The 14,180-nt window shown below is 36.8% G+C and carries 15 protein-coding genes and 1 pseudogene; all 16 read left to right on the forward strand.

The window, feature by feature from the left end:
* Nucleotides 1-210 (forward strand): annotated as a pseudogene (locus tag NW211_RS12900) (glycoside hydrolase); the annotation flags it as partial.
* 77 nt (nt 211-287) lie between these two features.
* Nucleotides 288-1,484, forward strand: a complete 1,197-nt coding sequence (locus NW211_RS12905; RefSeq protein WP_258328119.1) for a site-specific integrase — start codon at nt 288-290, stop codon at nt 1,482-1,484.
* 328 nt (nt 1,485-1,812) lie between these two features.
* Nucleotides 1,813-2,394: a UpxY family transcription antiterminator gene (locus tag NW211_RS12910; protein WP_258328120.1), complete on the forward strand. Its 582-nt coding sequence runs from the start codon at nt 1,813-1,815 to the stop codon at nt 2,392-2,394.
* Between the two features lie 5 nt (nt 2,395-2,399).
* Nucleotides 2,400-2,882: a DUF4339 domain-containing protein gene (locus tag NW211_RS12915; protein ID WP_258328121.1), complete on the forward strand. Its 483-nt coding sequence runs from the start codon at nt 2,400-2,402 to the stop codon at nt 2,880-2,882.
* Nucleotides 2,883-2,886: 4 nt separating this feature from the next.
* On the forward strand, nt 2,887-3,159 hold the full coding sequence (locus tag NW211_RS12920) for a PH domain-containing protein (RefSeq protein WP_258328122.1): 273 nt from the start codon (nt 2,887-2,889) through the stop codon (nt 3,157-3,159).
* Nucleotides 3,160-3,165: 6 nt separating this feature from the next.
* Nucleotides 3,166-6,783 (forward strand): FtsK/SpoIIIE domain-containing protein, encoded by a 3,618-nt coding sequence (locus tag NW211_RS12925; RefSeq protein WP_258328123.1) that lies wholly within the window; start codon nt 3,166-3,168, stop codon nt 6,781-6,783.
* Between the two features lie 8 nt (nt 6,784-6,791).
* Nucleotides 6,792-7,064 (forward strand): hypothetical protein, encoded by a 273-nt coding sequence (locus NW211_RS12930; protein WP_258328124.1) that lies wholly within the window; start codon nt 6,792-6,794, stop codon nt 7,062-7,064.
* Nucleotides 7,065-7,084: 20 nt separating this feature from the next.
* Nucleotides 7,085-7,381 (forward strand): hypothetical protein, encoded by a 297-nt coding sequence (locus tag NW211_RS12935; RefSeq protein ID WP_258328125.1) that lies wholly within the window; start codon nt 7,085-7,087, stop codon nt 7,379-7,381.
* A gap of 20 nt (nt 7,382-7,401) precedes the next feature.
* On the forward strand, nt 7,402-8,247 hold the full coding sequence (locus tag NW211_RS12940; RefSeq protein ID WP_258328126.1) for a hypothetical protein: 846 nt from the start codon (nt 7,402-7,404) through the stop codon (nt 8,245-8,247).
* Complete coding sequence (locus NW211_RS12945; protein ID WP_258328127.1) at nt 8,244-8,774, forward strand: hypothetical protein; 531 nt, start codon at nt 8,244-8,246, stop codon at nt 8,772-8,774. Before NW211_RS12940 ends, NW211_RS12945 begins: the two co-directional genes overlap by 4 nt.
* Nucleotides 8,775-8,779: 5 nt before the next feature.
* On the forward strand, nt 8,780-9,280 hold the full coding sequence (locus NW211_RS12950; RefSeq protein ID WP_258328128.1) for a hypothetical protein: 501 nt from the start codon (nt 8,780-8,782) through the stop codon (nt 9,278-9,280).
* A 12-nt stretch (nt 9,281-9,292) separates the two neighbouring features.
* Nucleotides 9,293-10,375 (forward strand): hypothetical protein, encoded by a 1,083-nt coding sequence (locus NW211_RS12955; protein ID WP_258328129.1) that lies wholly within the window; start codon nt 9,293-9,295, stop codon nt 10,373-10,375.
* A 9-nt stretch (nt 10,376-10,384) separates the two neighbouring features.
* Entirely contained in the window at nt 10,385-10,636 is a 252-nt protein-coding gene (locus NW211_RS12960; RefSeq protein WP_258328130.1) for a hypothetical protein, read from the forward strand.
* A 28-nt stretch (nt 10,637-10,664) separates the two neighbouring features.
* The gene (locus NW211_RS12965; RefSeq protein WP_258328131.1) at nt 10,665-11,456 is read left to right on the forward strand and encodes a hypothetical protein; all 792 of its coding nucleotides are present in this window, start codon (nt 10,665-10,667) and stop codon (nt 11,454-11,456) included.
* 11 nt (nt 11,457-11,467) lie between these two features.
* Nucleotides 11,468-13,042 carry a Mov34/MPN/PAD-1 family protein gene (locus NW211_RS12970; RefSeq protein WP_258328132.1) on the forward strand — a complete coding sequence of 525 codons (1,575 nt, stop codon included), beginning with the start codon at nt 11,468-11,470 and terminating at the stop codon, nt 13,040-13,042.
* Nucleotides 13,043-13,047: 5 nt separating this feature from the next.
* The gene (locus NW211_RS12975; RefSeq protein WP_258328133.1) at nt 13,048-14,172 is read left to right on the forward strand and encodes a ThiF family adenylyltransferase; all 1,125 of its coding nucleotides are present in this window, start codon (nt 13,048-13,050) and stop codon (nt 14,170-14,172) included.
* Nucleotides 14,173-14,180: the final 8 nt, after the last annotated feature.

Consider the following 14,180-nt stretch of genomic DNA (forward strand, 5'->3'; position numbering starts at 1 on the left):
CTGTTGCTAACGGTTTTAGCTTACAATGTCGGCCACAGCAGATTATTAGGATATGGCAAACGCCCGAAGAGTAACCTTATCAAGAAAATAGAGTCCGGCGACAGGGATATCTACGAGGAGTACATATCGTACCGTTGCTATAAGGGCAAACCTATTCCCAGCATCGAACGCCGCAGAAAAAGAGAGTTTCAATTGCTGTATATACCGTAGCCGTTATTTAAAGAGCCTTCCCTTAAGCAATTGAGAGAAGGCTCTTATTGTATCATCTTAAATCATTTATCACGCTTATGGCAACAATTAAAGTAAAACTACGCCCATCATCAGTCGTAGGGCGTGCAGGAACTATATTTTATCAAGTGACTCATCGTAGAGCGACACAACAGATAACGACCAATATCCGATTGCAGCCTGACGAATGGGATGCAATAGGTGAACAGGTTGTTGTAAGTGTTGCAGACAAGAGCATTATTCAGAATCGTATAGATAGTGATATTGCACTATTGAAACGAATTGTCAAAGACTTGGATAATAGCAAAGTAACCTATTCGGTTGGAGATATTATTAAACGCTACAAGTCCCCGGAATGTCATGTGTCGGTTTTGGACTTTATGAAGAATCAGATTCGCTTGATGCGTAATGCTAATCGCTTGGGTACAGCAAAGAACTATGAGAAAACGATGAAGAACTTCGCCGAGTTTCTTGGCGGGGTCAATCTGCCATTTTCGGCAATGACAGAACAACTTGTTGCTGAATATAATGCCTTCCTTGTGCAGCGAGGGATGGTTAGGAACTCAATTTCATTCTATATGCGTATAATGCGAGCCGTTTACAACAAGGCGGTAAGACAAAAACTTGTTGAGCAATCACACCCATTTACGGAGATCTATACGGGCATTGATCGTACCCGCAAGCGTGCTGTATCGGAATCAGTAATATCACAGTTGTATAAACTCAAGTTGGCAGAAGGAACGCCACTCGCATTTGCAAGGGATATATTCATTTTCAGTTATTGTACCCGTGGAATGGCTTTCGTGGATATTGCTTATTTGAAGAAAGAGAATATTCAAAATGGAGTAATATGTTATGCCCGCCGCAAAACAGGGCAATTATTGAGTGTGCGTATAGAGCCAAGTATCCAGCGGATAATTGACCGATACTCTTCAGCATTGTCTCCTTATGTTTTCCCGATATTGACCTCTTATGACACAAAGGAGGCTTACGAAGAGTATCAAGTGGCAATCAACAATCATAATCGCCTATTGAGACGCCTATCAAAGATGTTACCTGCGGGTTGCAAATTGACATCATACACCTCTCGCCATAGTTGGGCTACTGCTGCGAGAAATCACAATGTACCAATTTCGGTCATCAGCCAAGGTATGGGACATACCTCTGAACAGACAACACAGATTTATCTAACAATGTTGGAAAACTCGGTGATAGATGATGCCAATCAGGGACTTATTAGGTCATTATTTGAGTAGTTCCACAAAAGAACTATAAGTATCTCGTAAGTCTTTGATTTAAGATATTATGCAAATCTGTTTACTGGTATTTTTACAACATTTTTAATCACAGCCCGCTGATTTATAAAAAATTTATAAACAATAAATATTAGTGTTGCTTGTCCTGAAAAAATTATCAAATTATCATAATTCATTGAATATAAATTTATTTGGTACTTTCATTTAATTTCATGGAGAAGAAAGAATAATCGTCCATTTCTGCCATCCATTGAACAATTTTTAGTATTTTTGCAAACGGGTCATAGTTCTTTTGTGGAACTATTCCTAAAAATAAACTCTATTTACTATGAACAAGATAGCGGTAGAGAGCGATGTTCGCAAAGAGAGAAGTTCGTTTGTCAATGGGACAAACGACCGCGAAGCGTACCCAAAACGCTGGGTTGCGGCTCTTGTTCATACTAATTGTGAAAAGAAAGTTGCGACAAAACTAGAGAAACTTGGAATAGAAAATTATGTAGCGATCCAAAAGGAAGAACACCAATGGAGTGACCGCAAGAAAAAGATAGATAGGATTGTAATACCTATGGTTGTTTTTGTTCGTCTCGCTAAAGATGAAGAAGATGAATTTCGTCGATTGCCGTTCATAATGAAATTTATAACTTATCCTGGTGCAGAAGAGTTGGCAACTCCGATTCCAGATGAACAAATCGAGCAGATACAATTTCTACTAAAGCATTCTGAATCTCCTGTTACTTTTAGCGCACACATTGAGATTGGTGATGCGGTAAGGATTGTGAAAGGTCCTCTTAAAGGCTTCATTGGGCATTGTTGTGGTATGAGTAATTCGGAGATTGCTATACATCTTGCCCTATTAGGTTATGCGACTACGCATGTTCCAAAAGATTACATCGAGAAGATTATAATGTAATTAAAATGGCAAATACAAATCAATATTATGTTGCTCTTGATGATCAAGTTTTTGGACCTTATTCATTTGATGAGGTTTCAAACCTTGGTCTGTTGCCAGACACATTGGTAAGTCGTACAGATTCGGAATGGATAAATGCTTCTGAAATGCCAGAATTAAGACATTTGTTCAATTCAACCAATCAACAGGCTCACATTCAAACACGACAACCGCTATATGACAATCAGCAACTAATATATAAGCAAAAAAGAAAAGCCGCATTAATCGGAGTATTGACTTTAGGGTTAGCAGGGCTAGCGATTATAGGAGTTGGAGAAACATGGCGGAGTAACATATTTGCAGGAACGTCTTTTGATCAAGGAGGGATGGGCTTTGTAATGAAAATTATCTCATTTATGATTGTGTCTGTAATCGTAGCTGTCCCATTCTTTATAATTTCATTAATACAACTTATATATTACAGCATAAAGCTATCTTCAACGAACTAATATTATGCCAACATTCATAGCAAGTCGTGTTTCTTCAGATCAGAATGCATTATACCCAGATATGCTAGAAATAGATGATTATAATGTCATTTATTACAAAGGGTACGTACTCGGTTATACGACAATTGTTATCGCAAGGCATAATGTAGCAAGTGTTTCATTAAGTAGCGGATTATTTTTCGCCGATGTTATTGTTTCTAGTAAAGGTGGAGAATGGATTAGAGCAAGAGGATTCAGTAAAAGTAAAGCAAAAGAAATATTAAGAATTTTAGCATAAGGAATTATGAATACGCACTATTTTGTTGAGCTAGATGGACAACAATTCGGTCCATACGAATTGGAGCAAATGAAAACATTTGGGTTAATGCCGAATGTCCAAGTTTACTCTACATTATCAGAAGAATGGGCTCCTGTAGAATCATATCCAGAGTTAGTTGACTTTATTGCACATGATGATAATTCTAATGATGATGTTGACATCTACAATGCAACATATTATCTAAGGTTAGGCGAGGATAATTATGGCCCATATTCATTACCCGAACTCTCCTTTTTAGATATAGAACCAAACTCTTTGTTGAGCATAGACAATATGAATAGTTGGCTACAAGCCAGTGAAATTAAAGGATTGTTATCTGCCATAGATTTATTAGCAGAGGAAGACAATAAGGCTGATACCCCTATTGTTGAAACGCCAAATACTGATGAACTTGAAGAGATAATTGAAGAACAAGAGGCAGAAATTGTACAACTGAAAGACCAATTGTCAAGATTGCAAAATAAGCTTGATGATGCCATCGATGTTGAGCCTGATACTCCAGTGTATGATATGGCTATCGATAGCGTGCCAAAATATGGTGAACTTTGCAATGAGTTATGTGTATTGATTCAGAATACTATTCAAGCAGCAGATGGTCAAAAGATAATATACCAAAAAGTATTCCCTACTATTGAGTTAGAAAAACAATATTACATAGAAGAATACTCAAAATTCATTAATTCGTTAAAGCAGGTACTGGGTATTGTAACCGAAAAGGCACTTCGAATTCAGTCTTCTTTCGAGAATGATATAATGTTATTAGATAATAGTGCTCAAGCGACTCATAGAAAATGTATTAAAGAGTCAAATGAGGAAGAACGTGCTTTAATTGAGACAATAAATCAGCAAATAGAATCTATTAAGAACTCTAAAAATGTAGATATTGCAATAGCTTCCCTTAAAGCAACTTTAAGTACACGTCGTGCTGAGATAATTGCAAAATACAAGAAGATACAAGCTGAAGAATTAGAAAAAATTGCGGTAAAGAAACGCGAAGTAAAGCAAGCCTATGAGAGTTTGCAAAGAGACATATTGGTAGCGATTAAAAATGCTTATAGTAGCGGGCAATCCTATTATGAGGCATATTTCAACCATCTATATGAGACATCAAAGGCAGATATGTCTTTATGGGACAGTATTGATGACAAGGGGACTATGCCATCATCATTAGTAATGGTTGGAAAGAAAGAACATAGGTTTGCAATACTTGGAGAAAATATAACCATAAGCGAAAATTGCTATGTTGAATTATTGAATAACCAAAATCTGATAATTCGACACAATAATAACACAAAGCAAAAAGCTCATCAGGTTGTAAATTCATTGGTGGGTCGCTTAATGGCATCATCATCCCCTGGCAAACTAAATGTTGCCATGATTGATGCAGAAGAAATGGATGGAACTTGTGATGTGTTTAAGTTCCTAAATAGAAATATTTTCCAGATTTTAGCAAGGCCTGAAGATATCCGAAAATACTTGGATGAGAAAGAAAGACACATAGGCAATATAATCCAGAATCTTTTATTGGGCTCTGTTAAGTCATTATATGATTATAACCAAGCTAAGGAGAATAAGGAACCGTATCATGTGATTGTTATAGAGGACTTTCCAATAGGATTCAATAGTGAGTCACTCTCTCTGTTGCAAAAAATATTAAAGAATGGCGTTCGAGCTGGCGTAAATGTTATAATGCTGGTTAATGAAGACAAGATTGATTCTTCGGAAGATACACGTAAGGCATATAATAGTAGCAACATGGGGCAACTTGAGCGTATTTGCTCCGTCTATGATTTGACAAAAAATAATGAACAAATAGACTTTGATTCATTCACGGAAGAACATTTGCGCAAGATAGTGCAGTATGTCAATTCGGGTGTTGAAATCCGTAAAGAAGAAGCGATATTGTTCGCTGATTATATGACCAACCAATCAGAGTGGTGGCAACGAAGAAGTGCTAAGTATATTGAAATTCCATTTGGAATGTCTGAGGACAGACAAATTCAAAAACTAAAAATCACCCAAGAAAGTGGTCAGAATTCAGCTGTCGTAATAGGTATACCAGGTTCTGGAAAGAGCGTATTCCTCCATGCCCTAATTTGTAATGCCGCCATCAACTACTCTCCGGACGAATTAAATATGTATCTTATAGATTTTTCAGGAGTTGAGTTTAATTCGTATGCGCTACATAATTTGCCACATGCTCGTGTAATCGCTCCAGAAGCAGAGCGAGAATTTGGTCTTAGCATCTTAAATGAGCTGGTAGAGGAAGGTGCAAGACGAATGGAACTTTGTAGGAACAATGATGTTAGCAACATTGTAGATTTGAAAGCAAAGAACCCTTCGCTCCACATTCCTAGGCTGTTGGTTATTATTGACGAGTTCCAAAAGATATTTGAAATTGAGAACGATTTGATAAGTCGAGAAGCTAATGCCAAGATTCATACTATTATTCAAGAGTTCCGAAAATTTGGAATAAATTTGGTTTTGGCAACTCAGAAACTCCCATCTTCGTCAATCTTACCTAAAGACCTAATTGCGAATAGAGTTGTCTTCAAGAGCTCTCCCGCTGACTTTTCATCTCTAATCTCATTGCCAATTAATGGTAAGGTTCCTCAGTTGCATACAGGAGAATGTATATACAACTCAGAATCTGGCTCTCCTTATGACAATCATAAGGTACAGGGATTCTTGGTTACAAAACATGATATTGATAAATTGTTAAATCAGATATCAGAATTTTCAGATAACTTACATTATAAGAGGAAACACGATATGGTAGTATTCCGAGGTAATGATTTGCCTGAGTTTAGAAATAGAAGAGTTGCTAGATGCCATCAGACTCCTTCAAACATGCCAGAATCCATCGGAATATATTTGGGAGAGTCAATATCTATTCACGAAACAGATGTTTGTGCAATATTACGCAAAGAATCTGCTAATAACATCTTAATATTGGGTGGAGAATCACATGTTGCACAAAGAATTGCTTATTATGCAACAATCTCAGCATCTACGGCTCATACGGACCAAAGTGCAACATTTGTGACTTTGAACTTTATGCGTCGAGAAGATACATTGAATGAAGAACTGCAAAGTGTATTTGAATCGTTACCATTCAGTTCGCAGATAGTTTCAAAAACAGCAGAAATTGTAGAAACCCTCACTGCTATTAAAGAAGAAATTGATGAACGTCGAAAGGATGAAGAGCGTCCACAAGATCACATATACTTATCAATATATGCGTTCCAATTAGCAAGAATGTTTGATAAAGGTGGACGACGAGGTGATGATGTATCGGAAAGCGGTATGTTGCTTGATTATATTCTAAAGAATGGTCCAGCAGTGGGTGTATTTACTATTATGCAGTGTGACAACTGGGATAACCTTTCACGAATAGGAAACCCTCTATCTAGCTTTACATATCGTGTAGCATTGCAAATGACAGAAAATGACTCTAACAAGATTGTAGGTTCTTCAATTGCCAGCAAACTCTTTGTATTCAACCGTCCAAGTTCTGTGTATAGAGCATATTTCAGAGACAATAATAGGAATATCAATATTAAGTTTAAACCATATAAATAAAAAGAATTATGGCTAGTGTTATAACTAACTCCACTTCATTGAAGAAATTTCGTAACGAGTTATTAGATACAGTAGAAGAATTGAGGGAACAGTTAAGAGCAACAGAAAATGCGATTGACGAGGTTTCTCAAGAATGGAAAGATCCTCAATTCAAAAAGTATCATGACGAGTTCAGTAAAGATAAAGAACAAATAGAACCCTTGTGTAAAAAGATTGAGGAGTATGAAGATGACGTTCTTAGAGGTCTTTATGATATAGTGTATGAATACGAAAATTTGTAATTAATTAAATCGCAATAATTATGGACAATTTTGCACATGTTAGTTCACAATCTCTTATAGATCTTCAATCTAATTTGAGAAAACTATCTGAAAAGTTGAATGAAACATATGAAACATTAAAAAATAACGAGGCTGATTTAGGACAGTCTTGGTTGGACGATAAGTTTTCGGAGTTTGAAGATGACTTCAAATCAAGTAGAGAACTCATAAGTGAGCTTTCGGAGAAGTATCTGCATTGGGCTAATAATTATCTGCCACCATATATTGAGTTGGCTATAAAATATGAAAAAGCTAAATCTGGATTAGGCGGTCGTTGATTTAACATTATTAAAAAATTATGAGTGAACCATCAGCACATATTCGCGATCACCAATCGCTTATAGAACTAAATAATACCTTGGAGTATAGTGCCGACTCTATCCTCAAAATATTAGAGCAGGTAGACGCCTATTTAAAAGGGGTTATTGAAGCATTAAAAAAACAAATGAAGGTGCTTGAGGAGGAACTGCGTGCCGCTGAAGAAGCATTGGCAGAAGCTGAGAATGCTCATAGTTCGTGCGTCGCATCACAACGCTGGGTTGATGAATACGAGGATGAAGATGGTAATACACATGGTGGATACTATACACCGTCTTGCGATAGTGAGGCTTCTGCAGTAGAACGATGTCGAGAAGAACGCGACAGATGCCAAGAAAAATATGAAAAGGCGAAGTGTATATGTGATGATTGTGAGCATGAAATAGATGAATATAAAAAGGAACCAGGCTTCATAATTCCTCCTGGGGGTGAGAAATTAATGGAAGCCTTAGCAAAGGACCATACGGATAAAGCAACTTCTAAGATGCGAGATATCCTTGCAGTAGTTGAGAAGTATCTTCGATATAATATGTCTACGAAGGCTTCATGTTTTTCTACAACTCCTACAGACATAGATGTAGCTAATGGTTCGAGCAAAACATTAAGTCCAGAAGAGAAAAAAGAACGATTTAACAACGCCATTCAAAAAGTAATTGAGCGTCAACAAAACGAAAACTATGGTAGCCGTCAGATTGCTGATGCCAACAGAGTTATAAGATGCCCTCGATGTGGAAGACCACCAATTGCATGTATATGCAATAACACAAGAGAAAGAGAGTACACAAGAGAGAATATCCAAATTATCAGAAATGATTTTTCGCGATGAGTAATATACCGGATTTTGCAATGCAAGTGCAAGAGGTGCAGAGGCAAATCGAAGCACAAAGTGATGTGACAGCACAAGATTGGAAAGATGCTGTGCAGCAGCGATATTATGATAATTATATGAATGCCTATAAGGAGAAGATGGAACTTTACATACATGGCGGTTCTGGGATTTCCGGGAAAGGCATAAATGACTTGTTGGTATTTCTTGATGAACAAATGCAAAAGATGGAGCAACTTACTGGAGTCCCAGCAGATTTGACATTTATGTGTGCTGCGGGTGCATCATATACGGGAAGTGTTAGAGATAACTATGGCGTAAGCATACCCGTTGAGGCATTTAAAGAAGTACAAGAAAGAGATGGTGTCGTGCATAATGAAAAAAGGGAACGCGACTATTGGAGAGAAGAAGGAACTTTCTTTGAACCGGATAATGGTACGCGTCCAGGTCAATACTCAAATGAAGAGATTAAGCAGATAATGGACTATCGAAGTCAGGATGACTATTATAAGGATTTTAACTATTGATGGGTATGGACGAGATGGGCAATACATCTAACAGAGTAAAATTACTCCAATGGTATGAACGTGAACCCCAACTTTTGGAGGTAGAGAAGGAGGCAATGAATCACATGTTTCAAGGATTTACTCTGGATAAATTGGATGATGGCCGCTTGGTATGGGTTGGTTCTCTTAATATTGGCGTCCTCGGCGATAACGAGTGGCACATTATGGCGGTTTATAACAACAATCACCCATCTCCCGTGATGGGTGGAAGCGTTAAAGTTTATGTTGTTGAGCCTGATATGGAGGAACTAATGGAAGAATTAGAATGGTGTCGCAGCCATTTATATAGAGATAGTTGTGGAAGTCTATACCTTTCTTTGTTCTTCGATACAGATATGGGTAACGGAACTTATGTTACATCTGCAGCTTCTCATATAGCAATGGCTGTCAAATGGCTTACGGCATTTGAATTAGTCCTGACAGGAGATTTGTCTAAAGAAGAGTTTAGTACTGAAGGTCTAATATAGTTTGTTAAAATTATGGACGAGATTGGAAAAGATGAAATCCTCAAATTAAAGAGGGAAAAACTTAAAGCAAGGCTGTTAGGGTTGCCAGAGTCTCTTTCCGAAGAGGAAAAAGAGGCTATAAAGAAGTGGGAAATCTCATTAAAAATAAAAGAAGATGAAAAACTTGAAGCGATATCACAATATCGTAGCCAGTATTCATTAGATATTAATGACATAGAACTCCCTTGGAAACCCAAAACGGACTCTCATTACTCGACTCCAACTCAATTCCTAATAGAAGTAAATAAATTTCAAGACTATATAGAGCGGTATTTTTTGCACGAAGAAATATTTGGTGAATTTGGAGAAAAGTTCCCTATTGAATCATATATGCGGATATATGACATGATAAAATTACAACAATCAAAATTTAAGTTTAGATGTGCATATACTCATGATGGATTGGGAGGCTGGCTGAATATATTAGCAGTAAATCAAAGTAAAGCTATAAGTATTTATAACAATATAAAACTTTTCTTTTCTAGTGATAATAAAGAGCCAACTAAGGTAGATTTTAAAGAACGTTGGAGCAGGCGAGAAGAAAGTCTAAGTAGATTAAGAATGTTATTAGACTCATTATCTGCAAAAGATAAGATTTATACCTCATTTAGCGAGCTTGGGTGCTTGCAATATTTACATTTCATAAACTTTAGTGAGGCTTTTGCTTTCGAGTGGCATAGTCTTCCTCGAAGAAAATATGTATTAACATCCATCTCAGAGATACAAAAAATATATGAAAATTTAAAACGACCGATATTAGAAGGGGAAATTCCATATAGATTCAAATTCGATGAAGATAAACTTGAAAATCTCTTGAAAATCTTTAAAAGTGATGAAGATCTTAAACCATCAATAGTTATGTATGACAATAAATGTTCTATTGAATGGATTGAATTTCACACGCATTCAGGAATATTCCAACGAAGATATGAAATAGACAAATCTTTGATGCCTTGTAAAAGTCTAGATGACATTAGTAATTATGCTGTTCCTACTAATGTCAGACTTGTAAGTGATATAGATCATTTGAATTTGAGCCCCTTGTTTCGCTATTAAAAAAAAGAAATGGAAATAGTAGAATATCCTAATGTTATAAAAGACATGCGTCGTGATATAACATACTTATCTGATGATTTATTACACATTGCTAAAAAAATGGAATCGCTAAACGAATCTATTTTGGAATTTGAGATTAATAATATTGATTCTACAATTTTAGTAGAGTCTATGAGAAATTTATCCAAAATGATTCTTGATTACGACAATAATGTACTTAAGAAATGTGAGAGGATAATTACAGAATATGAAAATCTTTAAAACTAATAACTATTAAAAATATAAATTTATGGAGAAGAACTTTTCTATTCCTGCTACTAAGATGGCAGCAGATGATGCAACATTGAAAGCAAAGCGCGAAGAACTCAAGAAGAAATTGCTTGAAGGCAAGAAGGTTACAATTGCTCCTGATGGTAATGTTACCAAGGGAGATGACTCATCATCTATTGTAATTCCGAAAGGAAAGTTGGCAGCAGATGATGATATCTTGAAGAAAAAGCGCGAAGAGCTTAAGAAGAAATTACTTGAAGGTAAGAAGGTGACAATTGCTCCAGATGGTAATGTAACTAAAGGAGATGACTCGTCTTCAATTGTGATTCCCAAAGGCAAATTGGCAGTAGCTCAATGGTATGAAAAGGATCCTGGACTCCTTATGGCTGAAAAGGCTGCAATGAATCACGCATTCCCAGGATTTACTTTGGATAAATTGGATGATGGTCGTTTGGCTTGGGTTGGCTCTCTTAACATTGGTATACTTGGTGATAACGAGTGGCACATTATGGCTGTATATAATAACAACCACCCTCAGCAGGTTATGGGTAGTTCTGTTCGCGTTTATTTGATACAGCCGGACATTGATGAACTCATAAAGGATCTTGGTTGGAGACCTTTGCATTTGCTTATGGATAGCAACAATCAACTTTACTTATGTACAGCAGAAGCTGGCAATATTAAAACAGGTAAAGAAACAACATCTGCGGCATCTGTAATTGCATGGGCAGTTAAGTGGCTTATGTCATTTGAGTTAGTATTGACGGGTGACTTATCTCAAGAGCAGTTCAATACTCACGGAGTTCTTTAATATAGACGGGTATGAGTAACTATTGTCAAACTGTAATATTCTCGGATAAGGCATATAATGCCATTATCGATGAGACCTTCCGTAAAGACCCTATTGAAACAGGAGGCATATTATTGGGCCACGTGTTAGACAATGGACTATGGGTCGTTATGGAAGTGATACCTCCTGGTATAGATTCTGTTCATCAATATGCATACTTTGAATATGATGAAAAGTTTGTGAATTACCTTGCAGAATCTGTTGCCACAAAGTATGAGAACAAATTGGAACTGCTTGGTTTGTGGCACAGACACCCAGGTAGCATGGATACTTTCTCAGGTACTGATGACGGAACAAATCGCATTTTTGCAGGTTTAAGGTCCTGTGGTGCTATTTCAGGATTGGTTAATGTAGATCCAAACTTCAGATTGACTATGCGTCATGTATCCAACCCTTTGCATTACGAAATTGTCGATGTTGAGGTTGGAGATGACTTGATTCCTGAAGATTATTTCAAATTGAGACATTTCCCCGAGAAGGGACTTAATCCTGCCCCGTATTCTGAAAAAAAAAACGATTGGACGAATATCGGGAGTATGTCAGAGCAAAAGTCAAACTCAACCAGCGAGACTTCAATAGCGATTCAACCGAAAAAGACTGATGTAAAACATCTGAAATATACGGTACTTATACTGTTGTCTGCATTCTTCTTGTTGTTTTTTGTAGTTATACAAACAAGTCAAAATATTGTTAGTGAGAGTACTAGTAAGCAGAGTACCCTTTTTGAACTTGTATACAACTCTACCGATTCAAAAGGCGTTTGTGTAAGAGAAGCTACAAAGGCTATAACGGAGATAGACAAAAAAACAGAAAAAGAGATAATTAAAAAGAAAGCAAAGGCAGCTGTGTACATCAAACAGCATACTTCTATTAATGTTGTTAAATATGGTTTTCTTGCAATTAGTGCATTGTTGATAAGCATAATATTCATCCCATTATGTCGTAAGGAGTATGCTTACTGCGGAATAGGAAGTTTTGCGCTAGCTTTTCTTATCCTCACGTTATCACCAATTGCATTGTCTGTAGCATTTTTTGCGTTGGTAGTACTTCTTGGCTTATTGTTGAGTTTGATTAGTATTGGGGCATTGAATCTAATTGAGTTTGTCAAGGCGTATCAGAATATGCCTTGGTATCAGAAACGAAAGGATTTATTCTACGATGAGGATGCTGCAATACGTAAAGCGGAGACAAATGCTGAGCGTAGTTTTGAAGAAGGTAAGCTTGTTTACACAGTCATCACTAATAGGCATATTACCCGTCAAGAACACACCTTGGCCTATCAGATGATCTATTCTACAAATTACATCAATGATGGCTCAATTCGAATATATTTTATCATGCCAGAGTTGGCAGAAATGTTCACCTCTGAGAATGGGCTCAAATCATCATATGTTAAGATTGATGATAATGGGGATATGTATCTTGAATTTGCCAGCGAAGACAAGCGTATGAGTGGTGCTGAAACAATCAAACATCTCTATAAGTGGGTAGATTCCTATAATCGCCACAGAGCAGGAGATGAAGCTGCTAAATCAGAAAAATTATAACAACTATGATTACTTTAGGAAAACGAAAGATTAAGCCTACGGTATATTTCCCACTTGAATTAGAGAAGGACAAGTATGTAGGTAAGATATATGGTTTACATATTGAAAACAGTAACCATTATAATATTGTTACAACGAAAAGCGATAGTAACTACTCTAACCTTATTGAATTAGGTGAAATTGTAGAAAACAAGCCTACTAATAATCCAAACAAAGGACTTATTGGATATTTTGAAAATGATTGCATTCAGTTTATTGATTGCGAGGGCGCTGTATGTAAAAAAGAACCTTATTCGCTCAAATTAGATATTTTCTCGCGTAATGTCGGCATCTTGGAATCAGATATGATGCTGAAAACAGGCGCAATGTTAGTTGGCTGCGGCTCTGTTGGTAGTTTAGTTGCATTAGAACTTGCGAAAGCCGGTGTCGGTAGATTTTTATTAATAGACAACGACATTCTCGGATATCATAATATTTGCCGTCACCAGTGTGGAATTTTGGATGTTGGTAAATATAAAACCGATGCTGTAAAAGAGCGTATTCTGCAAATTAACCCTTCAGCACATGTGGTTACTCAGAATATGACAGTTCAAGAAGTTCCTCTTAATGTATTTGATGAATTCTGTGATGAGAACACAATTGTAATAGGCGGTGCAGACAATAGAGAAGGTGATTTGTATGCAAATAAGATTGCAAAGGAGGTTGGTATGCCTCTTATGTCAATTGGATGCTGGGAGAGAGCGTTTGCTGGCGAGATTTTCTATTGCCTGCCCGATGGAATGCCCGACTATGAGGATTTCATGTATGCGTTAGGTGATACATCCGGACGTGTGAATCAAAACAGAAAATTCTATACCAATGAGGAAGAGTTGGAGAAAGCTACTTTTGAACCAGGCATTTCTGTAGATATAGATTTTGTTACTGTTATTGCAATTAAGTTAGCTCTTGATATCCTAAATAGAAATAATCCAAACTACACAACTCGCTTGTTGGGTCATCTTTCCCAATATACTCTAATTTGCAACACAAACAATCCAAAGATTGGCGGAGATAATGCTGAAATATTCTCGTATCCTTTACAGGTAACAACAAGTATTGAGGTACCTTATGCTCCTAAAGACGAAGAATAATTATTACT

The sequence above is a fragment of the Barnesiella sp. ET7 genome, assembly GCF_024733785.1.
In the GTDB taxonomy this organism is placed as follows: Bacteria; Bacteroidota; Bacteroidia; order Bacteroidales; family Barnesiellaceae; genus Barnesiella; species Barnesiella merdigallinarum.